Source organism: Streptosporangium sp. NPDC050148 (genome assembly GCF_055586505.1).
On sequence record NZ_JBVJIA010000032.1, the window covers coordinates 62,933 to 89,012 of the forward strand.

Here is a 26,080-nt window from a genome sequence, read left to right on the forward strand (position 1 = left end):
CACACCACCGCCCACATCCCCCCCGCCCAAAAACCCCACACCCCCCCCCCCCCCCCCCCCCCCCCCCCCCCCCCCCCCCCCCCGCCCCCCTCTCCCCCCCCCCCCCCCCCCCCCCCCCCCCCCCCCGCGCCCGCGAACGGGCCCGCGCCGGGCGCGGAGGCGAACGGGTCGTTGGCGGAGGCGAACGGGTCGGGATTCGCCGAGGCGAACGACCCGGCGTTCTGCGCCGAGGCGAACGGGTCGGGGTTCACGGAGGCGAACGACCCGGCGTTCTGCGGTGCGGCGAACGGGTCGGGGTTCTGCGCCGCGGCGAACGGGTCGGGACGCTGGGCCGAGCCGAACGAGTCCTGCCGCTGCGACGTGCCGAACGGGTCGGGGTTCATCGAGGCGAACGGTCCCGCGGTGGGGGCGGACCCGAACGGGACGCCGGACCCGCCGAAGGAGCCGGACGGCATGCCCTGCCCCGCCATGGCCAGCTCCGGCGTCGCGGTGGCCTGGGCCACCACCTGTGCCGGCAGCAGCACGACCGCGCTCAGGCCGCCGGTGTCCGGCCTTCTGAGCTGGACCCGGATGCCGTGGCGCATGGCCAGGCGGCCGACCACGAACAGGCCCATCCGCCGGGAGACCGACAGGTCCACCGCGGGGGGCTCGGCCAGCCGCCGGTTGGCCTCGGCCAGTTCCTCGTCGCTCATGCCGATGCCGGAGTCGGTGACCGCCAGGATGACGGCGCCCATCTCGTTGCCGTTGCTGGTCACCGTGATCTTGGTGTCCTGCGGCGAGAAGAAGATCGCGTTCTCCACCAGCTCCGCGACCAGGTGGACGATGTCGTTGACGGCCTGACCGATGATCAGGGTGCCCGACTCGACCCGGAGGTTGACCCGCTCGTAGTTCTCGACCTCCGACAGCGAGGCGCGGACCACGTCGCTGAGCGGGACCGGCTCGCTCCACCGGCGGTTCTGCTCCTGGCCGGCGAGGACCAGGAGGTTCTCGGAGTTGCGGCGCATGCGGGTGGCCAGGTGGTCCAGCTTGAACAGGCTGCCCAGCCGGCCCTCGTCCTGCTCGCCCTGCTCCAGGTCGTCGATGAGGTCGATCTGGCGTTCCACCAGCGACTGGGTGCGCCGGGAGAGGTTGACGAACATCGCGTTGATGTTGCTGCGCAGGCGGGCCTCGTCGCCCGCCAGCCGGATGGCCTCGCGGTGGACCTCGTCGAAGGCCCGGGCCACCTCCCCGATCTCGTCGCGGGAGGCCACCCCGATGGAGGGCACCTCGATGTCGGGGGCGTGGTCGCCCGACTCGCGCAGCACCCGGACGGTCTCGGGGAGCCGGCTGCCGGCCACCTCGAGCGCCTCGCTGCGCAGCTTGCGCAGCGGCCGGACGAGCGTGCCGGCCACCCAGGCGGTGATGAGCAGGATCAGCACCAGCAGGACCAGGATCGCGGCGCCGGAGATGATGGCGCTGCGCTGCTCGGCGCTCTCCATCTCCTGGCTGCGGGCCACCACCGCGGCGCTCAGGCCGCGCTCGACGGTCCGCATGCCGTTCACCTCGGCCGAGACGGCGTTGTACCAGGTCTCCGCGCTTCTGTTCCAGTTGATCCCGACCCGCTCCAGCGGCTTGTTCTCCCGCATGAGCGACATGACCAGGGTGCGGATGGCATTGGCCTGGATGATCTGCGAGCCGCCGACCACCTCGCCGAACTGCTCGATCTGGCCGGCGGAGGCGGTCGCCCGGAAGGCGTTCTCCTCGCTCTGCTGGCTGCGGTACGCGCCCAGCAGGTCGGCCGGGTCGTCGAAGTCGAACTTGCGGTCCAGGAAGCTGACCAGCAGGGTGCCCCGCTGCCGGGCGACCTGCTCCTTGGCCCGGCTCAGCGCGCCCAGCGCGAGCGCGTCACCGATGAGGCGCTCGTCGCCGCCGCTGCGGCCGAGGTCGTCGTGCAGGGTGATGAAGTCGGCGATCATCCGGCTGTACATGCCGAGGACCGCACGCGGCAGCACCCTGTCGTTGGTCATCAGCCTGCGCAGGCCGGGAAGACCGTCGAGCCAGCGGCGGACCTGGGCGGTCTCGGTACGGATGCGGGCCGCCTGGGACTGGTCGAGGGCCTCGACCGCCTCGACGACCTCGTCGGCGCTGCGGTCGACCACCTCGCGCTGCTCCCTGACCTGAGCGAGCCGGGCACGGGTGCCGCTGGCGATGTACCAGGCGGTGCGGTCGCGTTCCTCGGCCATCTCGTGCGAGAGCGTGCCGAGCGACTGGACCAGCGAGGCGACCTCGCTCATCCGTCGGTACTCCCCTGCCGTGGACAGGGCGGTGGTCAGCTGGAGGCCGGTGAGCAGTACGGCGGCGGCGGTCGGGAGCAGGATCAGCGCGACCAGACGGGGACGCACGCGCCAGTTCGCCGGCAGAAGGCGGCTGCCCACTCCTGACGTCCGGTGGTTCCGGCGGTCTTGTGTCATCACTGGCCTACGTAACCCCTCGCCGGATTTGGAAGCGGCGGAAGCAATTTGAGCACATCCTTTATGTCACTTCGAATGGAGTAAATGCCGACAGACTCCCACAAAAAGGATCTATCGGTGCAAAAATCTCAGGCGGGCCGGAAGGAATCCCTCACCTCCGGAGCCTGGTGCTTGATCATCAGATGGCGGGTCACGGAGTACTCCCCGACCGCCTCCTGGCTCATGTCCTTGCCGAAGCCACTGCCCTTGACCCCTCCGTGCGGCGCCTCCGAGGCGATGGGCAGGTGGTCGTTCACCCAGGTCACGCCCACGTCCAGGCGGTGCGAGACGCGCAGCGCCCTGGCCACGTCCCCCGACCAGACCGAGGAGGCCAGCCCGTAGGGGACGTCGTTGGCCAGCCGCACCGCCTCGTCCTCGCCGTCGAAGGGCAGGGCGACCAGGACCGGGCCGAAAAGCTCGCCCTGGACCACCTCGCTCCTCTGGTCGGCACCGGCGATCAGCGTGGGCGGGTAGTAGAAACCGGGCCCCTCACCGGGCACGCCCCCGCACAGCACCGAGGCGCCGTACGCGAGGGAGCGCTCGACGAACCCGTGCACGCGCTCGCGGTGACCGGCCGAGATCAGCGGCCCGATGTCGGAGGCCGGGTCCCAGGGGTCGCCCGGCCGGACGCGCTCCAGCGTGGCGCGCAGCGCGTCGACCGCCTCGTCGTACACCCCGCGGGAGATGTAGACGCGGGTCGCGGCCGTGCAGTCCTGCCCGGTGTTGTAGGTGGCGCCCATCGCCACGCCCGTGGCCATCGCGGCCAGGTCGGCGTCGTCGAAGACCAGCGCCGGCGCCTTCCCGCCGAGCTCCAGGTGGACCCGCTTCAGCGAGCCCGCGGCGCCGCGCATCACGGCGCGTCCGGTCTCGGTGGAGCCGGTGACGCTCACCATGTCCACGCCCGGGTCGGTGACCAGCGCCTGGCCCACCTCGCCGTCGCCCAGCACGACCTGGAACAGTCCGTCCGGCGCCCCGGCGCGGGCGAACAGCTCCGCCAGCCTCAGCGTGGTGCCGGGCGTCTGCGGGGCGGGCTTGACGATCACGGCGTTCCCGGCGGCGAGCGCCGGGCCGGCCTTCCACACCGCCATCACCAGGGGGAAGTTCCACGGGGCGATCGAACCCACGACGCCGACCGGGCGGCGCACCATGACCGAGGTGTACCCGGCGCTGAACACGCCCGCGCCGGTGCCGTCCAGCGAGCGGGCCGCCCCGGCGAAGAAGCGGAGGTTGTCCGCGGCGAACGGCAGCTCGCCGTCGCGGAAGACCGCGGCGGGCTTGCCGGTCTCGGCGACCTCCAGCCGGGTGAGCTCCTCGGCGTCGGCCTCGACCAGGTCGGCGAAGCGCAGCAGCACCCTGGCCCGCTCGGCCGGGATCGCGGCGCCCCACTCCTCGAACGCGGCCCGCGCCCGCCGCACCGCGGCCGGCACCTCGGCGACCGGGGTGTCGGCCGGCCGCGCCAGGGACTCGCCGGTCGCCGGGTTGATCAGTGTGCTGCCCATGGGACTTCTCCCGTCGTGGTGGTGCGGGGAGCCGTCAGGCTCCGGCCCGCTCGATCAGGTCGGCGGCCCTGCGCAGGCCGTCCCGCCCGCGGATCTCGGCGCCCGCGGCGGCGAGCCGCTCGCGCAGCGCGGTGTCGCCCAGGAGGCGGTCCAGCGCTCCGGTGAGCTCCTCGTCGGTGAAGGCGTAGGTGGACAGCCGCACGCCGTAGCCGAGCTCGTGCATGCGCTGCGCGTTGTCGTACTGGTCCCAGAAGAGCGGCAGCAGGATCATCGGCTTGCCGAAGTGCAGCGCCTCGGTGACGGTGTTGTTGCCGCCGTGCGTGATGACCAGGTCCACCTGCGGGAGGATCGCGGTCTGCGGGACGAACTCGGCCCCCCACATGTTCTCGGCCAGCTTGATCTCCTCGTGCAGCGGACCCTTGGAGACGATGAAGCGGTACGGGGTGGTCGCCAGCACGTCGATCACCCGCTGCATGAGCGAGACGTCCGCCGAGCCGAGCGAGCCCAGCGAGAAGTAGACGAGCGCGCCCTCGCGCGAGGCGAGCGGCTCCGGGATCTCGAACGTCCCCTCGGTCTCGCGCACCGAGGAGTCCAGCCGGTGCCAGGTGGGGCCCAGCGGGCGGGCGTCGGTGTAGTCGGCGATCTCCGGGAAGACGTACAGGTTCAGGTCACCCTCGTGGATGAAGTCCAGGTCGGGCAGGGGCGGGGCGCCCTGGGCGACGACCCACTCGTTGAAGGCGGTCCAGATCTCGCGGTGGGTGCGGTCGTACTCGGCCTCGAAGGCCGCCCACTGCGAGCGGTCCCCGGCGGGCAGCCCGGAGAAGACCGGGGCCACGCCCTCGCCGCGCACCTCCAGCGGGTTGCACGAGACGATGCGGACGAACGGCTTCCCGGCCGTCAGCAGCGCCGGGAAGGTGATGACGTTGTCCTCGACGATGACGTCCGGCCGGACGCGGTCGATGATCTCCTTCAACTGAGGCTCGCTGTACCTGGCGCCGTCGATAAGGGCGTCCCAGATCGGCTTGGTGACCGTCTCCAACTGCTCCAGCGTGGACTTGCGGTATTCCGGGGCGGTGTCCCTGATGAAGTCCTTCCAGAACTGCCCGGCGTCCTGCTCCTCATCCGACGGAGGCGCGAGATCGACCAGATCCTCCTCGAATCCAAGGGCCTCCAATTTCCCCTTCCACGAGGCCTCAGCTGCGAAGACGACACGGTGACCGCGCTTACGAAGAATGTCACCGATGCCGATGCAGTTGTTCGTCGGCCCGTAGGCACTCTCCGGCATGAACAGGATCGTGAGAGACATCACGCCTCCTTGCGTCTAGGGGGTTGTGGCTTTTGAAAAACGGTTGAATTCCCGGCTGGTAAAAACCCCGGAAAAGGGTCACTATGGACCCCGGTACAGAACGCCGTCCTCAACGGGTGGCCTTCGACGAGCGGGGGAGCATGACGCGCAAGGGAAGGGCGGACCGGCGCCTGGATCTCATCGCGGCCGCGCACCGCGCGATCATCAGGTACGGCACCGAGGGCGTGCACCTCAACCATGTCGCCGAGGAGGCCGGGCTCACCTCCGGCGCCGTCCTCTACCACTACCCCCGCCTCGGCGAGCTGCTGGTCGACGCCCACCACGCCGGGATGGAGCGCTTCTACGAGCAGAGGCTCAAGCGGATCGCGGGCATGCGCGACCCCGCGGAGAAGCTGGTGGTCACCGTCCGCTCCGGGCTGCCGCACGGCCCGGACGACCCGGACGTGCGGCTGCTCAACGAGCTCGGCGGGGCCGCGTCCCGCAACAGGATGTACGCGCTCCTGCTGACCACCCTCTACGACCGCCAGGTCTCGCTCTACCAGAGCATCCTGGACACCGGCACCGCCCTGGGCACCTTCACCCTGTCCGGTGACTGCCTGACCGTCGCCCGCAACCTGGTCGCGCTCGAGGATGCGTACGGCTACCGCATAACGGCCCGCCACCCGGTGATCGGCCCGCAGGAGGCGGCGGACCTCATCCTCGACTACGCCAGGACCGCGACGGGTCACCCGCTCAAGTCGTCTCATTGAGGGATCAGCACCCCGTCCTCGTCCGTCCAGCCCAGCGCCACCGGCGAGCCGGCCTGGACCCGCGTGGCCCCCTGCACGGCCGCAAGCACCGGCGCCGGGCGCCCGGCCACCAGGACCGACACGTGCGAGACGCCGCCGTAGAAGCTCACGTCGACGACCTCGCCGCGCAGCACCCCGTCGGTGCCCAGCCGCAGCCGCTCGGGCCGCACCGCGAGCAGCGCGGGCGTGCCGTCGGGCAGCATGGACCTGCCGGGAAGGATGCCGAGCCCGTCCGCGGCCAGGCCGACCGAGCAGGCCCGGCCGGCGAAGAGGTTGTTGGCGCCGACGAAACCCGCGACGAACGGGGTGCGCGGGCGCTCGTACAGCTCGACCGGGGCGTCCACCTGCTCGACGCGGCCGGTGTCGAAGACCGCGATCCGGTCGGCCAGCGACATGGCCTCCTCCTGATCGTGGGTGACCACGACGAAGGTGATGCCGACCTCGTGCTGCAGCCGCTTGAGCTCCAGCTGCATCTCCGCGCGCACCTTCTTGTCCAGCGCGGACAGCGGCTCGTCCAGCAGCAGCAGGCGCGGGCGTTTGACGATCGCGCGGGCCAGCGCGACCCGCTGCCGCTGACCGCCGGACAGCTGCTGCGGCCTGCGGGAGGCCATCGCGTCCAGGCCGACCTTCTCCAGCACCTCGCCGACCCTGCGGCGCACCTCGGAGCGGTCCAGCCGTTCCCGCTCCAGGCCGTAGGCCACGTTCTTGGCCACGGTCATGTGCGGGAAGAGCGCGTACGACTGGAACATCAGGTTGACCGGGCGGCGGTGGGCCGGCCTGGCGAGCAGGTCCTCGCCGTCGAGCGTGACGGTGCCCTCGTCGGGCGACTCGAAGCCCGCCAGGATCCGCAGGAGCGTCGTCTTGCCGCACCCGCTGGGGCCGAGCAGCGCGAAGAACTCGCCCTGCCGGATCTCCAGGGAGACGTCCGACAGCGCCGTGACGTCGCCGAAGCGGCGGCTGACACCCGTGATCTTCAGCATCAGGACAGGGACTCCGTCAGTCGGGTCATCCGCTGGGCCACGATCACCACGGTGAAGCTCACGAGCAGCAGCAGCGTGGCCAGCGCGTTGATCTCAGGGGTGACCCCGAAGCGGACCATTGAGTAGATGACGATGGGCAGGGTCGGCGTGGTGGGGGCCGCCGTGAAGAACGCGATGACGAACTCGTCGATGGACAGCGTGAACGCCAGCAGCGCCCCGGCCAGGATGCCCGGCGCGAGCTGCGGCAGCGTGACGCGGGTGAACGTGGTCAGCGGGGTCGCGCCCAGGTCCCTGGACGCCTCCTCCAGGGAGGTGTCGGCGTGGGTGAGCCGGGTGCGGACCACCGCGGTGACGAACGCCATGCCGAACACGGTGTGCGCCAGCAGCACCGAGTGCAGGCCCAGGGTCGAGCGGATCGTGGCGTAGAAGACCAGCAGGCCGATGCCGAGCACCAGGTCCGGCAGGACCGCGGGCAGCACGCTGAGCGCGTCCAGCGTCCGGGAGCGGGTGTGGCGGGCCAGGCCCACGGCGAGCAGGGTGCCCAGCACCGTGGCCAGCGCGGTGGAACCCGCGGCCACGATCAGCGTGTTGACCAGGCCCTCGCGGATCCTCTCGTCCTGGGCGAGCACGCCGTACCAGTCGAGGCTGAACCCCTCGTAGACGTAGGGGGACTCCCCGGCGTTGAACGACATCGCCACCAGCACGACGATCGGGGTGTAGAGGAAGAGGTACGAGAGCCAGAAGGGCACGTACAGCAGTCGGGATCTACGCACGTCGGGCACTCCAGGCCTGCAGCAGCAGCAGGACGACCAGCACGGCCAGCAGCGCCAGCACGAGGGTGGACCCGAACGGCCAGTCGCGCGCCTTGAGGAACTGGTCCCTGATCAGGTTGCCGACCATGATGGAACGGCCGCCGCCGAGCAGCTCGGGGATGATGAAGTTGCCGAAGCTCGGCACGAACACGAACAGGCAGCCGGTGAACACTCCCGGCAGGGTCAGCGGCAGCGTCACCGACGCGAACGTGCGCGCCGGCGAGGCGCCGAGGTTGGCCGAGGCCTCCCGCAGCTGCGGGTCCAGCCGCTCGATCGCCGCGTACAGCGGCAGCACCATCAGCGGCAGGTAGGAGTAGACCAGTCCGGCGACGATGGTGCCCCGGTTGTAGAGCAGCTCCAGCGGCCGGTCGATCAGCCCCAGGTCCAGCAGCGCGCTGTTGACCAGCCCGGGGCCGCTCAGCAGGACGATCCAGGCGTAGATGCGGATCAGGAAGTTCGTCCAGAACGGCAGCACGATCGCGACCAGCGCGACCGTCTTCCACCTGCCCGGCAGCCGGGCGATCAGGTAGGCCGTCGGGTAGCCGACCAGCAGGGTGATCAGCGTGGCGGCACCGGCCAGCTTCAGCGAGCCGACCAGCACCTCCAGGTAGAGCGGGTCCACCAGCCGGGTGAAGTTCTCCCCGGTCACCTCGTAGACGATCCCGCCGAAACGGCCCCTGCGGAACAGCGTGAAGGTGATCAGCAGCGCCAGCGGGACCAGCAGCAGGACGATCAGGTACGTCAGGCCCGGCCCCAGGAAGACGAGCCTGCCCAGGGCGCGCGACCGGCGCGTCCGTGACCTCACGGACGCGCCGGAAACGGTGGAACGTGTCACTGCTTGGTCGCGACCTCGGTCGCGAGCCTGGTGAACTTCACCGAGTCCTCGCCCAGGTCGATGATCGACTCACCCTTGAGCAGGTCGGACGGGGTCATCTGGAGCGGGGCGTTGTCGGCCTTGAGCTTGGCGTCCATGGCGTCCATGGCGGCCTTGTTCGGGACCTTGTAGAGGATGTTCTCCGCGGCCCAGCCGTGCACCTTCGGGTCCAGGATGTAGTTGATGAAGGCGTGCGCCGCCTCCTTGTTCTTGGAGGACTTCAGCACGACCATGGTGTCCACCCACAGGTCGCTGCCCTCCTGGGGCACCACGAACTTGATGTTCTTCTCGGTGGTCGGGCACCAGCCGTCCCACGCCTCGACCATCACGGCCTCGCCGCTCTTGAGCTTGTCGCCGAAGGTCGTGTCGTCGTAGCCCAGCAGCTTCGGCTTGGCCTTGAGCAGCTCGGCCTTGACCTTGGCGATCTCCTCGTCGCTGCGGGTGTTGACCGAGTAGCCCAGGGCCTTGATGGCGGGCAGGGCCAGCCAGCGCTCGGTGGTCATCATGGTGACCTTCTTGAGCGCCTCGGCCGGCGGGTCGAGGAGCTGCTTCCAGCTCGTCGGGGCGGTCTTCATCAGGTCGGACCGGTAGCAGATGCCGGTGGTGCCCCAGGTGTAGGGGACCGAGAAGACGTTGCCCTTGTCGTAGGAGAGTTCCTTGGCCTCGGGGTAGAGGTTCGCGAGGTTCGGGATCAGCTCGGGGTGCAGCGGCTCCAGCAGGCCGGCCTCGTTGAGGGCCTGGGCGTACTGGCCGGACACGAAGGCCACGTCGAGGCCGGTGTCGGCCCCGCTGGTCAGCTTCGCCATGGCCGCTTCGTTGGTGTCGTGGAGCGTCACCTTGAGGTCGGTCTTGAGCTTGCTCTTGACCTCGCTCGCCAGTTCCTTGGGGGTGTACCCGTCCCAGACGGTGATGGTGACGCTCTGCTTGGACAGGTCGGCGTTGGGGTCGAGCTGCGCCGACGAGGCACCGGCGGCCGGGGCCGCCGCGGTGTCGGCGGATTCCCCGCCACAGGCCGAGATCGCGAGCGCGAGGCCGGCGGCCAGGGCGGCGGCCGGAAGACGACGGATGTGAGTGCGGGGCACGGCCGCTACTCCTTAAGAATTCAGTGTAATTGGGGTAGACCGGCCGTAGGGGACACGGCAGACCAAAGCAGGAGTGTTGCAGTCAACATTAACTTGAGCAAGACTGCCCCCGACATCACCCCTGGAAAGTTTGATCCGTTTGTTAAATCCATGTTCAATCTGGGACAGGCTGGACACGGTTCCCGAGGCCGGCGACGGGCGGACCGCCGCCCTCCTCACCGCTCTGACCTGCGAGGACACCACTCCCTTCGCGGTACGGCACTTCCGGCCCCTCCCCGGCGAGATCGCCGGAAGTCTTTCAATCGACACTCAATCGTCATCGGCCGCCGGGCCCTCCGGAACGGCCGAGCGGGGCTTCGACGTCGATCAGACCAACCGCTCCGTGGTCGTCAGCGAGCGGGTGGTGGTCAAGTGGCTCACCCCGCCCGCGCCGTTCCCCCAGCCCGCCCCGGACGTGTTCGCGCACCTGACGTCGGCCGGTTTCACCGCGACCGCCACGCCGTACGCGTCCGTGTCGCGCCGCGGCGCCGACGGCACCGAGTCGCTGGTCGCCCTGGTCACCGCCTACCTGCCCGAGGCCAGGGACGGCTGGGAGTGGTGCGTGGACGAGGCCGCCGCCGGGCGTACCGGCTTCGCCGCCGGCCTGGGCGCCCTCGCGGCCGACCTGCACGCGGCCCTGGCGACCCCCTCGCCGACCTTCCCCGACCCGGTACGGCACGCCGCGCCCGTGCCCGCCCCGGGGAAGGGGCCCTGGTGGCTCCGGGCGGACGAGGCGCTGCGGGAGGCCCTGGCCCTGACCGGCGGCGAGGACGGCGACTGGCTGGCGGCTCGCGCCGATGCGCTCCGCGCCGGTCTGGCCCCGCTGGCCGCCCCCGCCGGCGCCGCCGCCGGTGGGACCGCCGGGGGCACGCCCACCGGCACCCCGCTGATCCGCATCCACGGCGACCTGCACGTCGGCCAGGTGCTTTGCTGGCGGGACGGGTACGCGGTGATCGACTTCGACGGGAACCCGACCGTCACCGGCGCCGACCCCTTCCAGCCCGCCGCTCGTGACCTGGCCCAGCTCACCACCAGCCTGGAGCACGTCGGCCAGGTCGCGGTCCGGCGCCGCGACGCCCCCGCGCCGATGATCGCCGAATGGGCCGCCACGGCCCGCGCCGCCCTCCAGGCGGCCTACCTGGAGCGCCTGACCGCCCTGGGCCACGCCGCCCTGCTGGACCGTTCCCTGCTCGGCGCGTTCGAGATCGAGCAGGAGTGCCGCGAGCTGGTCTACGCCGCCCGGCATCTGCCCCGCTGGCGCTACGCCCCGATGGGCGTGCTGCGCTCCCGATACCCGTGACCGGCGCCGTTCCCCCGCGACCCGCGCCCTCGGCGTCTCCGGGGTTCCCGGGGGCCCCGCCCGCGTCCTCGTCCCCGAGACCCGCGTCCCCGTCCCCGACACCGTCCCCGACACCGTCCCCGACACCCGGGGGACCCGTCCCCGCCGAAGGAGAGCACGTGATCCCCGACCTCTACCTCGCCGACCTGGAGGCCAAGCCCGCCGCGCTGGCCGGGCTGGCGGACGCCCTCGCGGCCGCGGACCCGTTCTCGGCGATCCCCGCGCGGATCCGGCGGGTGCTCCTGCTGGGCATGGGCAGTTCCCGCTACGCCGCCCGGGTGGCCGCGCTGCGCCTGCGATCGGCCGGGGTGGACGCGGTGGCCGAGTACGCCTCCGCCGCCGCCTCCTACCCGCCCGACCCCGGGACGCTGGTGGTCGCGATCTCCGCCACCGGCGGCAGCAGGGAGACCCTGGACGCGGTCGCCCGCCACCGGGGACGGTCCTTCGTGCTCGCGCTGACCAACGCCCCGGGCTCACCCGTCACCGAGGGCGCCGACCTGGTGGTGCCGATGCTCGCGGGTGAGGAACGCGGGGGCGTGTCCTGCCGGACGTTCCAGCACACCCTGGCCCTGCTGCTGGCGCTCGCCGACCGCCTCTCCCCCGCGGACCGCCTTCGCCCCTCCGGCGATCCGGCCGCTCCCGCTGACCCCGTCGCTCCGGCCGCTCCCGTCGCTCCCGGTGGTCCGGCCGCTCCCGGCGGTCCCGTCGCCTCCGGCCGGGACGTGCCCGGCCTGCTGCTGCGTACCGCCGAGGCCACCGCGGACCTGCTCGACCGGCGTGACGAGTGGCTGGCACCCGCGGCGGCCCTGCTCGACGGCCCGCACGGCGTCTACACGATCGCCCCGGCCGAACGCCTGTCCTCGGCCGAGCAGTCGGCCCTGATGTTCCGGGAGGGCCCGCGCAGGCCGGCCGACGCGTGCGAGACCGGCGACTGGGCCCACGTGGACGTCTACCTCACCAAGACCCTCGACTACCGCGCCGTCCTGTACCCCGGTTCCCGCTACGACGAGCAGGCCATGGACTGGATCCGGCAGCGCGGCTCCACCGTCCTGGCCGTCGGCGGCGAGGTGCCCGGCGTCGCGGACCGTGTCCGCTACCGGCACGACGACGAGCCCGACGTCGCGCTGCTGACCGAGACGCTGGTGGCCGAGCTCGTCGCGGCCCGCTGGTGGCTGGCCCAGGGCTGACGCCCGCCTCGGCGCCGGCACGCGGCTCGGCGGCAACGCGCGGCTCAGCGCCGGCGGGCGGTATGGCGCGCGGCTCGGTGCCGGTGGGCGGCCGGTGGGCGGCCGGTGGGCGGCCCGGTGCGCGGCGCCGGTGGCCCGCGCGTCCGTCACAGGCGGTCCAGGCCGTTGAGGACGCGTTCCAGCAGGTCGGGACCGGGCCCGGCAGCGTCGAGCCGGGGACGATGGACCCGTACCAGGCCCTCGGCCTCCATGTCGGAGACCAGGACGCGGGTGACGCCCAGCGGGACGCCCAGCAGCGCGGAGATCTCCGCCACCGAGCGGATGCGCCGGCACAGGTCGCCGATCAGGCGGTACTCCCGCGCGTAGGACAGGCCGAGCCGGACCCCGGCCGAGGTCGAGACCAGCGCCTCCATGGCGAGTGTGGCACTGGGAACGGTGCGCCCGCCGGTCAACGCGTACAACCGGACCAGCGAGCTCTCCTCGTCGACCGGCTCCCCGTACGCGGGACCGTGGCCGGAGGGGGAACGCTGCCCGGTCCCGTGGACGTCGCCCCACACGGTCACTCCTCCCGGTTCGTGAGCTCGTCGCGGGCCCTGCGCACGCCCCGCTGGAAGCCCGACATCCGCTCGCGCATCCGCTCGGCCGCGACCGGGGCCGCGTCCCGCTCCCGCGGCTGCGCCGGCCGGGCTCCGGGCCCAGGATGCGCGGGCTGTGCGGGCTGTGCGGGCTGTGCGGGCTGTGGCACCGAACCCGGCACCAGGTTGGCCCCGGGAGTGCGCCGGGGCAGACCGGCCGCGGTCGTACCGTCCCGCACGGGAGCGTTCGCCACCCGGGCCGCCCGCCAGCCGCCGTCACCCGGTGAGGACCAGGGCCGGGGCTCGGCGCGGGGCCCGTCCGGAGCGGCACCCGGACGCGGCGACGGCCCTGTGCCCGGACGGGACGGCGTCCCGGCACCCGGCTCGGACGGCGGGCCGGCCGCGTGATCCCCGGCGGGCGGAGCGACCCGGAACCAGCCCGACTCGACCGCCGCGAAGATCGGAAGGAAGTCGTCCTCCGCCGGTGGGACCCGCACCCTGGGCAACGGCCCGGTGTCCACCGAGTCCGGTCCATCGGCGGGGTCGTACAGGCCCGGGAGAGCACCGAACGGGTCGGCGAGGGGCGCGAACGGGTCCGGCGGCTCCCCGGGTCCGCCGGACGGGCGGAACCGCTCCACCGGCGGGCTCCACACGCTCGGCCCGGCAGACTCGGCGGCCCCGCCCCACGGGGGCATCGGCGGCGTCCGTACGCCGGGGCCGGCGGAGGTCACCGGCGCGGGGAGCGGCGAGCCCGGACCGTACGGGAACGACGGCCCGCCCACCCCCGCCGGGTCCCCGGGGAACGGCCCGGCCGCGTCCACCGGCCGGCCCGGGAACACTCCGGCCACATCCGCGGGATACCCCGGAAAGGGCCCGGCGTCGCCCGGGCCGTCCCCCGCCGGGAGGGCGGTCACACCCGCAGGCAGGGCCACCGGGGGCCGCGCGGGGTCGTCCGGCAGGGCCGTGGCGGGTGGCTGGACGAGCAGCGACTCCGGGAGCATGACCATCGCGGTCAGGCCGGAGCCCTGGGGACGCAGCTGGACGCGGATGCCGTGCCTGGAGGCGAGGCGGCCGACCACGAACAGGCCCATGTGCCGGGCCACCGAGGCGTCGGCGGTCTGCGGACCGGCCAGGCGGTGGTTGAACCGCGCGATCTCCTCCGGGGTCATGCCGATGCCCTGGTCGGTCACGGAGACCATCACGCCGCCGTCCCCGCCGATCCTGGTGCTGGAGACCGTGACGCGGGTGCCGGCCTGCGAGAACGAGACGGCGTTCTCGACCAGCTCGGCCAGGAGGTGAACCACGTCGCTCACCGCGGGGCCCGCCACGGCCACCTCCGTCCGGACCAGGTTCGTCACCCTGTCGTAGCCCTCGACCTCCGACAGTGCGGCCCTGATCACGTCCATGAGCTCGACCGGCCTCCGCCAGCGCCGCGCCACCTCCTGCCCGGCGAGGACGAGCAGGTTCTCGCTGTTGCGGCGCATCCGGGTGGCGAGGTGGTCGAGCCTGAACAGGTCGGCCAGCCGCTGGTCGTCGCGCTCGCCGCGTTCCAGCCGCTCGACCAGGCTGAGCTGCCGCTCCACCAGCGTCTGGCTCCGCCGGGAGAGGTTGACGAACATCGCGTTCACGGTGTGGCGCAGCCTGGCCTCGTCCCCCGCCAGCCGCACGGCCTGCCGGTGGACCTCGTCGAACGCCCGGGCGACCTCGCCGATCTCGTCACGGCCCGGCACGCCGATCGGCGACACGTCCGCGGCGACCTCACCGTCGCGCGACTCGCGGACCTTCTGCACGTACGCGGGCAGCCGCTCCCCCGCGACCTCCAGCGCCTCCCTGCGCAGCCGCCGCAGCGGCCCGACCAGGGAGCGCACCACGCCGACGGTGATGGCCAGCACGAGGACCAGCAGGGCCGCGACGGACCCGGCCACCAGCAGCGCGTGGCTCCGCTCGGCCTCACCGAGGTACCGGCTGCGCGCCACGATCTCCTGGGCGTGCCGTTTCTCCACCTCGCGCATGGTGTCGACGACGGCGCCGGCCGCGTCGTACCACCCCTTGGCGTCGTCCTTCTCCGCGGGGTCCAGCCCTCTCAGGGTGGCCCCCGAGGCCGCGCGGAGCCGGACCAGCCCGCGCAGGCGCTCGGCCCGGTCGGCGACGGGGCCGTCGACGGTCTCGTCGAAGAGGCGACGCTCGCGTGCGGTGGCCTCGGCGGCGAAGGCCGCGCGCTCGTTGCGCTCGGCGGAGACGGCGCCGAGGAAACGTTCCAGCCGATCCTGCTCGAACCGGCCGGCCACGAGCACCACGGTCAGCAGCGCCCGCTGGAACGACAGGGCCTCCTTGGCGCGGGCGAGCGCGTTCAGGGTCAGCGCCTGCCCGAACAGGACGTCGTCGGCGCTGCCCTTGCCGAGCTCGCCGTACACCGAGAGCAGGTCGGTGATGACCGCGGTGTAGGCGGTGATGACCGCGTCGGACCGCATGGGAGCCCGCAGAGTCTGGTCGCGCAGCGTGCGCAGGCCGTCCAGGCGGGTGATCACAGTCTCGATCTCGGCGCGGGTACGGCCGCTGACCTCCTCCGCGAGCAGGACGCCGCTGTCGCGGACGCGTTCGGCCGCGCCGTCGACCAGATCCATCTGCGCCCGTACGTCCTCCAGGCCGCTCGCCGGGCGGTCGAGGGCGACGAACCACGCGGTGCTGCCGCGTTCCTCGGCCAGTTCATGGGTGAGGGTGCCGATATGGCCGCAGAACCGGGCCAGGTCGTTGACGCGCCGGTAGTCGTCGGCGGCGCGCATCGAGGAGATCACCCAGGCGGCACCGAGCAGCGCGGCGGCGATCGTGGGCACGAGGATGAGCGCGACGAGCCGCCGTCGCACCCGCCAGTTCCGCATGCGCAGGCTCTCGCCCACCGCATGGATCGTGTATCCGCTCACCGAACGCTGCCTCTCGGTGGATGAACCTCCTGGCCGAATTCCCTGATTCCGGCAATTCGAGCACATATCAACCTGTGAGGCCAAGCGAACGCGAACCAACAAACACGCATTTTTCTTGAAATGCATACTTCAGCCGATAGGCCCACCCACACCGGAAGTACTAATTCCGGTTGACCCAATTCTCCGATGAGGTGTTTTCGGACCGGGAACCTCTTTCCCTCCTTTCCCGATCGTCACAGGAACACCATCGGCGCACTCCTCTTCGGCGATCACAATGGCGCGGTTCCCACCATTCCCCCGCGGTGACCGGCGGCGTCCGCCCTGGTCGGGCGCCACCCACCGCACCCGGCCCACGAGGTCACGCCCCCGAGGAGACCGGGACCGCCCCCGGCGGCACCGCCGGGGGGAACGGACCCGCGTCACGCGGGGAAAGGATCGCCGCCCGCGCGGGCCGGACCGGGAACAAGGGCGTCATCGGCGGTACGTCCCCGGCGGGCGGCGCAGGAAAGCCCCGGCGTCACCTCGACGCTTACACCCGTCGCCGGTCACCCACCGCCCGAAAAGAGCGGGCGGGACGAGCCGATTCCTCACCGGAGATCCGCGACGACGAGTTCCCGGCTCGCGATCCCGGCCTCCACGTCGAGGGCGTTCACGGGAACGGCGGGAAAGCACCGGCCGAGGTCACGGAACGCGCTCCGCGCCCCGTCCCGTCACCGGACCCGCCCTCGGACCCGCCACCGGACCACGCCATCGGCACCCGGCCGACGGCCCCCTCCCCGGAAGGCCCGTCCCCGTCCCGGCCCCGGCGTCACGTCCGGTTCCGGGACCTCCTACACCGACGTGCCGTACGCCGTGCGGACCCGCAGGACGTGCTCGACCAGGGTGATCAGGGTGCCCTTGACGGACTCGCGGGAGCGCGCGTCGGTCCGCACGACCGGGACGTGCGGGGCCAGCGTCAGCGCCTCGCGCACCTCGTCCTCGTCGTGGGGGAACTCCCCGTTCCAGCCGTTGATGCCCACGACGAAGGGGAGCCTGGCCTCCTCGAAGTAGTCGATCGCCGGGAAGCCGTCGGCCAGCCGCCGGGTGTCGATCAGGACCACCGCGCCGATCGCGCCGCGCACCAGGTCGTCCCACATGAACCAGAACCGGTGCTGGCCGGGCGTGCCGAACAGGTACAGGATCAGGTCGCGGTCCAGCGACAGTCGGCCGAAGTCCATCGCCACCGTGGTGGTGGTCTTGTGCGGCGTCAGCCCCAGATCGTCGACCCCGGCGCTGGCGTCGGTCATCACGGCCTCGGTGGTCAGCGGCACGATCTCCGACACCGACCCGACGAACGTGGTCTTGCCGACACCGAACCCGCCCGCGACAACGATCTTTGTTGACGTCAGGCCACCCTGGTTAGAGCCTGCGAAGTCCACTGAGCACCCTTTCGAGCATGTTGAGATCCGGCCGCCCCTCGTCGAGGTGCGGCTGGTGGATCCGGACGAAGCCCTCGTCGACCATATCCGCCACCAGTACGCGGGCCACGCCGAGCGGGACCCTCAGCAGCGCCGAGATCTCGGCGACCGACCGGTACGAGCGGCAGAGTCTGATGATCGCATCCTGCTCCGGCGTGAGCAGCGCCAGATCCTCCTCCATGATGAAGGAGGAGGAGACCAGTGTCTCGATCGCCAGATCGAAACGGGGTTCGGACCTGCCACCGGTGACGGCGTACGGGCGGAAGAGGGGCTCCTCGTCCCCGGTGGTGTCACCTCCGAGCACGGTCCCCTCCCGACGGCAGGCCGGACGCGGTCACTACCGGCCCCGGAAGGACTGCAGCTCGGCGCGGAGCGCGGGGGTGAGCACCTGGCCCACCCGCTCGACGAGCAGCGTCATCTGGTACGCCACCAGGCCCATGTCGCAGTCGGACGAGGCCAGCACGGCGAGGCAGGAACCGTCGCTGATGGCCGTCACCAGCAGCAGGCCGCGCTCCATCTCCACCACGGTCTGGGTGACGGCGCCTCCCTCGAACACCCGGGAGGCTCCTACGGTCAGGCTGAGCAGCCCGGCCGCGACCGCGGCGAGCTGGTCGGCCCGGTCCGCGGGGAACCCCTCCGAGCTCGCGATCCTCAGGCCGTCGGCGGAGACGCACACCGCGTGCGCGACGCCGGGCGTGCCACGGACGAACTCGGTGATCAACCAGTCGAACCTGCGCGCCTCATGACTCAGGGGCGTCACGAATCCTCCTCCTTCTCGTCCGGTCGCCCGGTGACGGTCTCGACCACTTCGGCACGGCCCCGCCGTACACCCTGCTGGAAGCTCGACAGGCGGCTGCGCACCCTCTCGGGTGAGAGCGACGGCACGGGGGAGGACGGCGCGACGGCGGCTCCCGGCACCAGGTTCGCCCGGGGGGTGCGCTTGGGCAGGCCCGCCGCGGTGATCCCGCCGAGCGAGGGGTCGCTCGCCGCCTGGGCGGCCCGCCACCCCGCGTCGGCGGGGGTGCTCCACCCGCCCGGTCCGTCGTCGTCCGCCCGGGCCGCCTCCCGGACCGGCCCGGAATCCGGCGTACCGGCCGAAGGGGTGCCGCCCTCCCCGGCGGCCCCTTCCCCCGCGTGCCGGTCCTCGTCCGGCGCCGTCCCGTTCACCCCGGGCCCGCTCTCCGTCGTCCCGTTCGCCGTCGTCCCGTTCGCCGTCGGACCGGGGAGCGCGTCCCTTCCGCCCTCCGGGCCCGGCCCCTCCGACGGCCGGCCCGGTCCCTCCCCGGCCGCCCGCTCATCCGGCTCGTCGGCCCGTCGGAACCAGGCCGACTCGATCGAGGCGAAGATGGGCAGGTACTCCTCCTGCTCGTTCTCGAACGGGGAGAGCCTCGCCGTGGGCATCGCCTCCGCGCTCCCGTCGTAGGGGGGCAGGTCCGGGCCGGACGGGACGGGAACGGGACCGTTCCCGCCGTCGGCCTGGCGCTCGGGAAGGGGCGGGCCGCTCACCGGGCCCGCGGCAGCCGCCCAGCCCTGCGGGGTGTGCTCCGCCGGCAGCGGGACCGAGCCGAACGAGGAGGCGTCCGGCAGGGACGCCTGCCCGAACGGATCCCCCCCGAGCGGGTGACGCCCGAACGGGGAATCCCCGGACGAATCGTGCCCGAACGAAGGATGCCCGGACGAGTCGTGCCCGAACGAGGGATGCCCGGACGAGGAGAGCCCCGAAGGCACCTGCCCGGCCGGTGGCCGCCCGTACGTGTCCTGCTCGAACGAGGGGTGCCCCGGGAAGGGCTGCGCCGACGTCCGGGCCGGGAGGTCGTACGAGGCGTCCGGCTCCGCGCCCCAGGAGGGGGTCCGCACCGGCCGGACCTCCTGGATCACGATCTCCGAGGGGAACAGCACCATGGCGACGAGGCCGCCCCCCTCCTGCGGGCGCAGCTGGACCCGGATGCCGTGCCGCAGCGCCAGTCGGCCGACCACGAACAGTCCCATCCGGCGCGACACCGACACGTCCACCACGGGCGGGTCGGCCAGGCGGCGGTTCGTCTCGAAGAGCTCGTCGTGCGACATGCCGATGCCCTGGTCACTGACCGCGAGCAGCGCGCCGCCACCCTCGATCATGCTGCTGGAGACCGTGATCCCGCCCTGCCGGGGCGAGAACTGGATGGCGTTCTCCACCAGCTCGGCGACCAGGTGCACGACGTCGTTGACCGCGCTGCCCGCGATCGAGATCGTCCGGTGCACCCTGACCTGGACGCGCTCGTACCCCTCGACCTCCGACAGGGAGGCGCGGACGACGTCGATGAGCTCGGCAGGCCGGGTGCGCCTGCGGGCCGGCTCGTGACCGGCGAGGACCAGGAGGTTCTCGGAGTTGCGCCGCATCCGGGTGGCGAGGTGGTCGAGCCTGAACAGGTCGGCCAGGCGTCCGCCGTCCTCCTCGGTCTTCTCCAGGCCGTCGATGAGCGAGATCTGCCGTTCGACCAGGGTCTGCGTGCGGCGCGACAGGTTGACGAACATCGCGTTGATGTTGGAGCGGAGCTCGGACTCCTCCGCGGCCAGCCGGATCGCCTGCCGGTGGACCTCGTCGAACGCCTTGGCGACCTCGCCGATCTCGTCGGTGGTCCCGACGGAGATGGGGGCGATCTCGGGCGCGCGCGCCTCACCGGAGAGCCTCAGGTGACGTACGGCCTCGGGAAGCCGGAACCCGGCGACCTCCAGCGCCTCGGCCCGCAGCCGGCGCAGCGGCGTCACCATCGACCGGGCGATGACGACCGTCAGGCCGAGGACCAGCAGGAGCAGCAGCAGGATCAGGGCGGACGCGATGATCGCGTTGCGCTGCTCGGTCTCCTCCAGCATGCGGGCCCGCAGGACCACGGAGGCGGCGACCTCGGTCTCGACCTTCCGCATCCGCTCCAGGATCGTGGAGTTGTCCGAGAACCACTGCCTGACCTCGTCGAAGTCCGAGAGCAGCCGCCCGGTGTGGTCGGGATCCCCGGCCAGGACGATCGCCCTGGCCTTGGTCAGCTCGGCCCGGTACACCCGTTCGTCGACCAGCGCGGCGGCCAGGAGCCGGGCGTTGGCCGGGCTCGCCTCGACGCTGAAGTCCGTCCTGTACTCCTCCATCCGGGAACGGGAGGCGATGAACTTCTCGACCTCCTGCGCGTTGACCAGCGCTGGCGCGTAGTACCCGGCCAGCAGGCGGGCGCGCTGCCGGGAGACCTCCTCCTTGGCGTACGCCAGCGCGCTGAGCGCGCGGGTGTCACCGATGATCTCCTCGTCGTCGCTGACCAGCGTGAGCTCCTCGTGGAGCCGGAGCAGCGGGGAGATCATGAAACTGTATCGTTCCAAACGCGTCGTGCCCGGCAGCCGGCGCAGTTCCTCCAGGCCCTTGAGCTGGTAGGTCACGTCCTTTGCCGCATCGACGACCCGGGACCCGTAGGAGTCGTCGATCGTCGCGACGGCGGGCAGCACCTTCGCGACCAGCGCGTCCACGGCCGCGCGCTGCGCGTCGGCGCTCTCCTTCAGGCTCGCGGTGGAGGGCTGGAAGGAGGCCCACGCTCCCTTGTCACGTTCCGATCCGAGGGCCTGGGCGAGATCGCGCAGGGCTCCCGAGTGCTCGGCCGCGACGGCGGTGCGCCGGTATCCGGCCACACCGTCGACGGAGGCCGCCACGCGTGTGCCGGCGAGCACGACGCCCACCGCGGTCGGCACCAGGATCAGGGCCGTGAGACGCGAGCGCACCCGCCAGTTCCTCAGGCCGAAGCGGGCGGCAGGCCGCCTGCCGCCGTCGGACGCCGGGGGCCGGGGGCTCTCGGATGTGGCCGTCGTCACCGCTCTCGCTACTCCTCAATCACGACACAAGTGGACAATATGAGACCACAAGGTCACGCATAAGAATCAGCAAAACCGACATACCGACTTTAATCGTTACGAAGGCGACGAGAAGTGGGCCGTCCCGCTCATCGCAGGGCGGCCAGCACCTGATCTCGCACCTGCGCCCGCTGGACCTCGTCGGTCAGCGGGCGACCGGCTCTGTCGACCACGTAGAAGACGTCAACCGCCTCTGCGCCGAGAGTCTCTACACGGGCAGCCCGTACGTCAAGGCCACATTCACCAAATGCTCTACCTATCCTCCACAAAAGCCCCGGACGGTCATGCGCGCGCACCTCGATGACGGTCGCCGTGTTCGACGCGTCGTCCACCAGGTTCACCCGAGGCGGCGCCACCGGCACCCGGGCCGGGCGCATCGACCTGGTCCTCCTGGCCAGGCGCTGCTCGATGTCGAGCCTGCCGGCCAGGACCAGCCTCAGATCGGCCTCCAACGTCGCCGGATCGGGCGGGGAACCGTACTCGGGGATCACCGAGAACTCGATCACCGCGGTCGTCCCGGCCGACGCGGCCGACGCGGCGCGGACCACCATCCGGTGCGCGGCCAGCACCCCGGCGGCACGCCAGAGCAGCCCGGAACGGTCCGGCGCGACCACGGTGACCGCTCCCCCGTTGACCCGCACGGCGCCGCCACCGTGACGGGCCAGGGACGCCTGCTCCACCGAGAGCGAGGGCGCCGGCCGCAACGGGGTGCCCGCGAGCGCCGAACGAACCCGGCGCACCAGGTCGGCGACCAGGGATGCCTTCCAGGAGTTCCAGGCGGCGGGACCGGTGGCGTGGCCGTCGGCCACGGCCAGGGCCGCCAGCAGTTCGAGGACCTCGCGCGAGCCGACCGCCCCGGCCACCCGGGAGATGGTCACCGGATCGTCCAGGTCACGGCGGGTCGCGGTCTCGGGCAGCAGGAGATGGTGGCGGACCACGGTCTCCAGGACCTCAACGTCCGCCGAGGACAGGCCCATCCGGGTCCCGATGTCACGGGCGACCACGGCACCGGTGGTGGAGTGGTCCCCGGGATAGCCCTTGCCGATGTCGTGCAGCAGCGCCGAGATGAGCAGCAGGTCCGGCCGGGACACCTCGCGGGTGAACGACGCCGCCCCGGCCGCGGTCTCGATCAGATGCCGGTCGACGGTGTAGCGGTGCACCGGGTTGCGTTGCGGGCGGTGCCGGACCCGCTCCCAGTCGGGCAGCAGGCGGACCAGCATCCCCGCCTGGTCCAGTTCCTCCCAGACCGGCACGGCCGCGCGCCCCGCGCCCAGCAGCGCCACCAGCGCGTCGCGCGCCTCGTCCGGCCAGGGGATGGGCAGCGGCGGTGACTGCGTGGCCAGGGCCGTGACCGTGGCGGGCGCCAGCGGGAGCCCGGCCTCGGCCGCCGCGGCGGCGGCGCGCAGCACCAGGACCGGGTCCTTGCGCGGGCTGACCCCGCGGGCGAGCACGACCTCCCCGCCGTGCTCGACGACCCCGTCGGCCAGCGGACGACGCCCGCGCGGCGTGGGCCCGGCCAGCAACCGGTCGACGGTACGCCAGGTGGCGTCGAAGGAGTGCCCGATCGTCCTGGCCGCCTCGGCGAGCCTGCGCATCAACGCCTCGGCGTCGAGCAGTCCGAGCATCCCGGCCACCGCGTCCTGCTCCTGCAGCACCAGCCGGTCGGCGCCGCGCGCGGTCACCAGGTGCAGGCCGTGCCGGACGTCGAGCAGGATCTCGTACGCCTCGCGGACCCTGGGCCCCGGGGCCGAGGCGACCCAGGCGGCCGCGACCGCCTGCATCGCCTGCACGTCGCGCAGGCCGCCGCGGGAGTCCTTCAGGTCGGGCTCCAGCAGGAACGCCAGCTCCCCGCTGGCCTCGGCCCGCTTGTCCGAGGCGTCGCGCAGCTCGCCCAGGCGGCGCCGGGAGTCGGCCCGCCACTCGGCGAGCACGATCTCGCGGGCCGACCGCGTCAGCTCCGGGTCCCCGGCCACGTGCCGGGCCTGGATCAGCCCGAGGACGGCCTTGAGATCCTCCCGGGCGACCTTGGCCGCCTCGTCCACCGTCCGTACCGAATGGTCCAGGCCCACCCCGGAGTCCCAGATGGGGTACCAGATCCGGTCGGCGATGCGCGCCACGTCGTCCCGCCCGTCGTGCAGCAGGACCAGGTCCAGGTCGCTGCCGGGGGCGAGCTCGGACCGCCCCAGGCTCCCGACCGCGACGAGCGCGACCCCGCCGAGGGCGCCGCGCTCGTCGTTTCTCGTCGTTCCCCCGCCTGCCCCGTACGGTGTGCCGCAGGCGGTCCGGACCAGGTCCGTCAGCCAGCGGTCGATGTCCGCGGCCCGCTCCCTGCGGGCCGCGGCGTACGAGCGAGTGTCGCCTCTCACCGGCTAGAGCGCCTCGGGTCCGCGTTCCCCGGTGCGGACCCGGACCACCGAGTCCACCGGGACGGACCAGACCTTGCCGTCACCGATCTTGCCGGTCTGCGCGGCCTTGACGATGACGTCGATCACGTCGTCGGCGTCCTCCTCCTCGGCGAGCACCTCCAGGCGGACCTTGGGCACCAGGTCGACCTGGTACTCCGCGCCCCGGTAGACCTCGGTGTGCCCGCGCTGGCGGCCGTAGCCGCTGGCCTCGCTGACCGTCATTCCCTTGACCCCGAACTGTTCCAGGGCCGCCTTCACGTCATCGAGCTTGAACGGCTTGATGATCGCGGTGATGAGTCTCATGCGTCCACCTTCTTAGACGCCGGGGTGGGGACCGGTCCGTTGACGGCGGCCACACCCGAGGAGTGGATGGTACCGAGGTCGTAACCGGTCTCGGCGTGGGAGGTGATGTCGACGCCGGTGATCTCTTCCTCGACGCCGATCCTGAAGCCCATCACCTTATCGATGATCTTCGCGATGATCCAGGTGACGATGAAGGAGTACGCGCCGACCGCGACCGGGCCGAGGATCTGCAGGCCCAGCTGCTTCAGGCCACCACCGTAGAACAGGCCCTTGCTCTGCTGGTCGAGGAAGGGGTAGGCCGCGAGGAAGCCCAGGGAGACCGCGCCGACCACACCGCCGACCAGGTGCACGCCGACCACGTCGAGGGAGTCGTCGTAGCCGAAGCGGTACTTCAGGCCCACCGCGAAGGCGCAGGCCGCACCGGCCAGCAGGCCGATGACCAGGGCCGCCCACGGGTCGACGAAACCACAGGCCGGGGTGATGGCGACCAGGCCGGCGACGGCGCCGGAGGCGACGCCGAGGCTGGTGGCGTGCCCGTCGCGGATCTTCTCGACCAGGATCCAGGCACCGGCGGCGACCGCGGCGGCGATCTGGGTGTTCATGAAGGCCAGACCGGCGGTACCGTCGACCGCGAGCTCGGAACCGGCATTGAAGCCGAACCAGCCGAACCACAGCAGGGCCGCGCCCAGCAGGACCAGGGTCAGGTTGTGCGGCCGCATCGGCTCCTTGCGCCAGCCGGCGCGCTTGCCGATCACGAGCGCGAGGGCCAGTGCCGCGGCTCCCGCGTTGATGTGGACCACGGTGCCACCGGCGAAGTCCTCGATGCCGAGGTTGAACAGCCAGCCGTTGCCCCAGACCCAGTGGGCGACGGGGAAGTAGACGATCGTCGCCCAGACCACGGTGAACAGCACCCAGGCGCCGAACTTGGCGCGGTCGGCGATGGCACCGCTGATCAGCGCGACGGTGATGATCGCGAAGGTGAGCTGGAAGGCCGAGAACACCAGGCTCGGCATGCCGGTGCCGTCATCCTTGGTGGCGGTGTCCACGAGGCTCTGCAGCCCGAGTGCGTCGAAGCCGCCGACGAACTTGTTGACGATCTCGCTGCCGTTGTCCGTGAAGGTCAGCGAGTGCCCGTACAGCACCCAGACGGTGGTCACGGTGATGATGCTGGCGAACGACATCATCATCATGTTCAGGACGCTCTTGGCCCTGGTCATGCCCCCGTAGAAGAACGCAAGACCCGGCGTCATCAGCAACACCAGCGCGGTGGCTGTGAGCATCCAGGCAGTGGTGCCGCTATCGATCTTCATTCGACGCGACCCTCCCTTACAAATGGCGTTTGGCCGGTTTCACAAGTCGCAGTGATCGCTTCCTGGGCTCCATCGACCGGCCGCGCACTGACGTTGCGCCACAGCGTGTTCTTCCACCGTTTCAGGGTGCGACCTTGCGTGTTTCGCATCTGTGAATCTCAGCTCCATGGTGTTTCGGGAGCGTTTCGGACGATACATGGCTTGACTTTGAGATGACCCGAAGAGCGCCTTGCGAGTGTTCCCTCCAGGTTCCGGCGACCGTGCGCGACCGGTTCCCCGGCAGCGGCCATTCCTTCCCTACCCAGGGGAGCGGCCCGGCGTACCCCTGGTGAGCAGTGGGGATCTCCGAACGGAACGATCACCCGGGAACGGCCGGATGGCTCGTCCCGTCGGTTTCCTTCGGGCATGTTCGGAAACGTCACACGGGGTTTCGGTCCTTGCTGATCCGCGCTCGGTGGTTTCGGTCTGCCGATCACCGTGGTTCGTGGCCGGTGTTCGTGGCCGCTGCGGTGGGCGGGTGTTCCGGCCGGCCGTTCGGGTGGGGCTCTGGTGGTCTCGGCCTTCGGCCGTTCGGGCGCGGTGGTCGCGGGCTTTTATACGCCGGCCGGAACACCCGCCCACCTCCGCTTCACGGCGTCGGTCGGTGGGGGTGCGGGCCGTAGTGGCTTTCTTTCGGGCCGTTCAGGGGGCCGTGGGTGGCTGAAGCGATCCGTACGGGCCCTTGAGGGCGGGTCGCCGTGGCTGAAGCGCGGGTGCGGAAAGGAGCGCAGGGCCGGGCCGCGTGAGAGCGGGTGCTCCACTGCGCCGCCCTTTCTCGCCGCACGACGCATCCACGAGGTGCAGGGCA

General features: G+C 71.9%; 18 protein-coding genes and 1 pseudogene (1 of these 19 only partly in view). 3 read left to right on the plus strand and 16 right to left on the minus strand.

Translation table 11 applies throughout. From position 1 onward, the window contains the following. From ACZ6RT_RS29440 to ACZ6RT_RS29450, 3 genes and pseudogenes are all read right to left on the minus strand, one after another. A pseudogene (locus ACZ6RT_RS29440) lies at positions 1–2,450 on the minus strand (sensor histidine kinase) (it extends 1,015 nt beyond the left edge of the window). Positions 2,451–2,578: 128 nt separating this feature from the next. Continuing rightward, positions 2,579–3,988: an aminobutyraldehyde dehydrogenase gene (locus ACZ6RT_RS29445; protein WP_470157230.1), complete on the minus strand. Its 1,410-nt coding sequence runs from the start codon at positions 3,986–3,988 to the stop codon at positions 2,579–2,581. A 34-nt stretch (positions 3,989–4,022) separates the two neighbouring features. After that, positions 4,023–5,294, minus strand: a complete 1,272-nt coding sequence (locus ACZ6RT_RS29450; RefSeq protein WP_399187289.1) for a glycosyltransferase — start codon at positions 5,292–5,294, stop codon at positions 4,023–4,025. 140 nt (positions 5,295–5,434) lie between these two features. Between ACZ6RT_RS29450 and ACZ6RT_RS29455 the strand changes: the two genes are divergently transcribed. Beyond that, positions 5,435–6,043 carry a TetR/AcrR family transcriptional regulator gene (locus tag ACZ6RT_RS29455; RefSeq protein ID WP_399187292.1) on the plus strand — a complete coding sequence of 203 codons (609 nt, stop codon included), beginning with the start codon at positions 5,435–5,437 and terminating at the stop codon, positions 6,041–6,043. Here the strand turns inward: ACZ6RT_RS29455 and ACZ6RT_RS29460 are convergent. Genes ACZ6RT_RS29460 through ACZ6RT_RS29475 form a run of 4 tightly spaced genes read right to left on the minus strand, consistent with a single transcriptional unit; the run spans position 6,037 to position 9,830 of the window. Further along, the gene (locus tag ACZ6RT_RS29460; RefSeq protein ID WP_470157231.1) at positions 6,037–7,062 is read right to left on the minus strand and encodes an ABC transporter ATP-binding protein; all 1,026 of its coding nucleotides are present in this window, start codon (positions 7,060–7,062) and stop codon (positions 6,037–6,039) included. The genes ACZ6RT_RS29455 and ACZ6RT_RS29460 overlap by 7 nt on opposite strands. Beyond that, on the minus strand, positions 7,062–7,835 hold the full coding sequence (locus ACZ6RT_RS29465) for an ABC transporter permease (protein WP_399187296.1): 774 nt from the start codon (positions 7,833–7,835) through the stop codon (positions 7,062–7,064). Before ACZ6RT_RS29465 ends, ACZ6RT_RS29460 begins: the two co-directional genes overlap by 1 nt. Continuing rightward, the gene (locus tag ACZ6RT_RS29470) at positions 7,828–8,679 is read right to left on the minus strand and encodes an ABC transporter permease (protein WP_399187298.1); all 852 of its coding nucleotides are present in this window, start codon (positions 8,677–8,679) and stop codon (positions 7,828–7,830) included. Before ACZ6RT_RS29470 ends, ACZ6RT_RS29465 begins: the two co-directional genes overlap by 8 nt. A 26-nt stretch (positions 8,680–8,705) precedes the next feature. Next, positions 8,706–9,830: a polyamine ABC transporter substrate-binding protein gene (locus tag ACZ6RT_RS29475; protein WP_470157232.1), complete on the minus strand. Its 1,125-nt coding sequence runs from the start codon at positions 9,828–9,830 to the stop codon at positions 8,706–8,708. 130 nt (positions 9,831–9,960) lie between these two features. Between ACZ6RT_RS29475 and ACZ6RT_RS29480 the strand changes: the two genes are divergently transcribed. Together ACZ6RT_RS29480 and ACZ6RT_RS29485 are read left to right on the plus strand one after the other, a co-directional pair. Further along, entirely contained in the window at positions 9,961–11,169 is a 1,209-nt protein-coding gene (locus ACZ6RT_RS29480) for a hypothetical protein (RefSeq protein WP_470157233.1), read from the plus strand. Positions 11,170–11,327: 158 nt separating this feature from the next. Beyond that, positions 11,328–12,395 carry an SIS domain-containing protein gene (locus tag ACZ6RT_RS29485; protein WP_470157234.1) on the plus strand — a complete coding sequence of 356 codons (1,068 nt, stop codon included), beginning with the start codon at positions 11,328–11,330 and terminating at the stop codon, positions 12,393–12,395. A 146-nt stretch (positions 12,396–12,541) separates the two neighbouring features. Here the strand turns inward: ACZ6RT_RS29485 and ACZ6RT_RS29490 are convergent, their stop codons facing one another. From ACZ6RT_RS29490 to ACZ6RT_RS29530, 9 genes are all read right to left on the minus strand, one after another. Continuing rightward, entirely contained in the window at positions 12,542–12,952 is a 411-nt protein-coding gene (locus tag ACZ6RT_RS29490; RefSeq protein WP_470157235.1) for a DUF742 domain-containing protein, read from the minus strand. Positions 12,953–12,954: 2 nt separating this feature from the next. Then, the gene (locus ACZ6RT_RS29495; protein WP_470157236.1) at positions 12,955–15,891 is read right to left on the minus strand and encodes a sensor histidine kinase; all 2,937 of its coding nucleotides are present in this window, start codon (positions 15,889–15,891) and stop codon (positions 12,955–12,957) included. Between the two features lie 830 nt (positions 15,892–16,721). Further along, a complete protein-coding gene (locus tag ACZ6RT_RS29500) occupies positions 16,722–17,309 on the minus strand; it encodes a GTP-binding protein (protein WP_399187310.1) in 588 nt (195 codons plus the stop codon). Continuing rightward, the gene (locus ACZ6RT_RS29505; RefSeq protein WP_399187312.1) at positions 17,290–17,652 is read right to left on the minus strand and encodes a DUF742 domain-containing protein; all 363 of its coding nucleotides are present in this window, start codon (positions 17,650–17,652) and stop codon (positions 17,290–17,292) included. The genes ACZ6RT_RS29500 and ACZ6RT_RS29505 overlap by 20 nt, the downstream gene beginning before the upstream one ends. Positions 17,653–17,685: 33 nt before the next feature. Then, complete coding sequence (locus ACZ6RT_RS29510; RefSeq protein WP_399187314.1) at positions 17,686–18,108, minus strand: roadblock/LC7 domain-containing protein; 423 nt, start codon at positions 18,106–18,108, stop codon at positions 17,686–17,688. Then, positions 18,105–21,176, minus strand: a complete 3,072-nt coding sequence (locus tag ACZ6RT_RS29515; protein WP_470157237.1) for a sensor histidine kinase — start codon at positions 21,174–21,176, stop codon at positions 18,105–18,107. Before ACZ6RT_RS29515 ends, ACZ6RT_RS29510 begins: the two co-directional genes overlap by 4 nt. A 128-nt stretch (positions 21,177–21,304) precedes the next feature. Then, positions 21,305–23,581, minus strand: coding sequence for a [protein-PII] uridylyltransferase (locus ACZ6RT_RS29520; RefSeq protein WP_470157238.1), 2,277 nt, complete (start codon positions 23,579–23,581; stop codon positions 21,305–21,307). 3 nt (positions 23,582–23,584) lie between these two features. After that, positions 23,585–23,923 carry a P-II family nitrogen regulator gene (locus ACZ6RT_RS29525; protein ID WP_399187319.1) on the minus strand — a complete coding sequence of 113 codons (339 nt, stop codon included), beginning with the start codon at positions 23,921–23,923 and terminating at the stop codon, positions 23,585–23,587. Then, positions 23,920–25,233 carry an ammonium transporter gene (locus ACZ6RT_RS29530; protein ID WP_399187321.1) on the minus strand — a complete coding sequence of 438 codons (1,314 nt, stop codon included), beginning with the start codon at positions 25,231–25,233 and terminating at the stop codon, positions 23,920–23,922. Before ACZ6RT_RS29530 ends, ACZ6RT_RS29525 begins: the two co-directional genes overlap by 4 nt. Positions 25,234–26,080 lie beyond the last annotated feature (847 nt).

Excerpts from the sequence above, each read along its gene's own strand:
- ACZ6RT_RS29530 (WP_399187321.1), bottom strand. The coding sequence starts at position 25,233 with ATGAAGATCGATAGCGGCACCACTGCCTGGATGCTCACAGCCACCGCG.
- ACZ6RT_RS29450 (WP_399187289.1), bottom strand. The coding sequence starts at position 5,294 with ATGTCTCTCACGATCCTGTTCATGCCGGAGAGTGCCTACGGGCCGACG.
- ACZ6RT_RS29460 (WP_470157231.1), bottom strand. The coding sequence starts at position 7,062 with ATGCTGAAGATCACGGGTGTCAGCCGCCGCTTCGGCGACGTCACGGCG.
- ACZ6RT_RS29455 (WP_399187292.1), top strand. The coding sequence starts at position 5,435 with ATGACGCGCAAGGGAAGGGCGGACCGGCGCCTGGATCTCATCGCGGCC.
- ACZ6RT_RS29445 (WP_470157230.1), bottom strand. The coding sequence starts at position 3,988 with ATGGGCAGCACACTGATCAACCCGGCGACCGGCGAGTCCCTGGCGCGG.
- ACZ6RT_RS29525 (WP_399187319.1), bottom strand. The coding sequence starts at position 23,923 with ATGAGACTCATCACCGCGATCATCAAGCCGTTCAAGCTCGATGACGTG.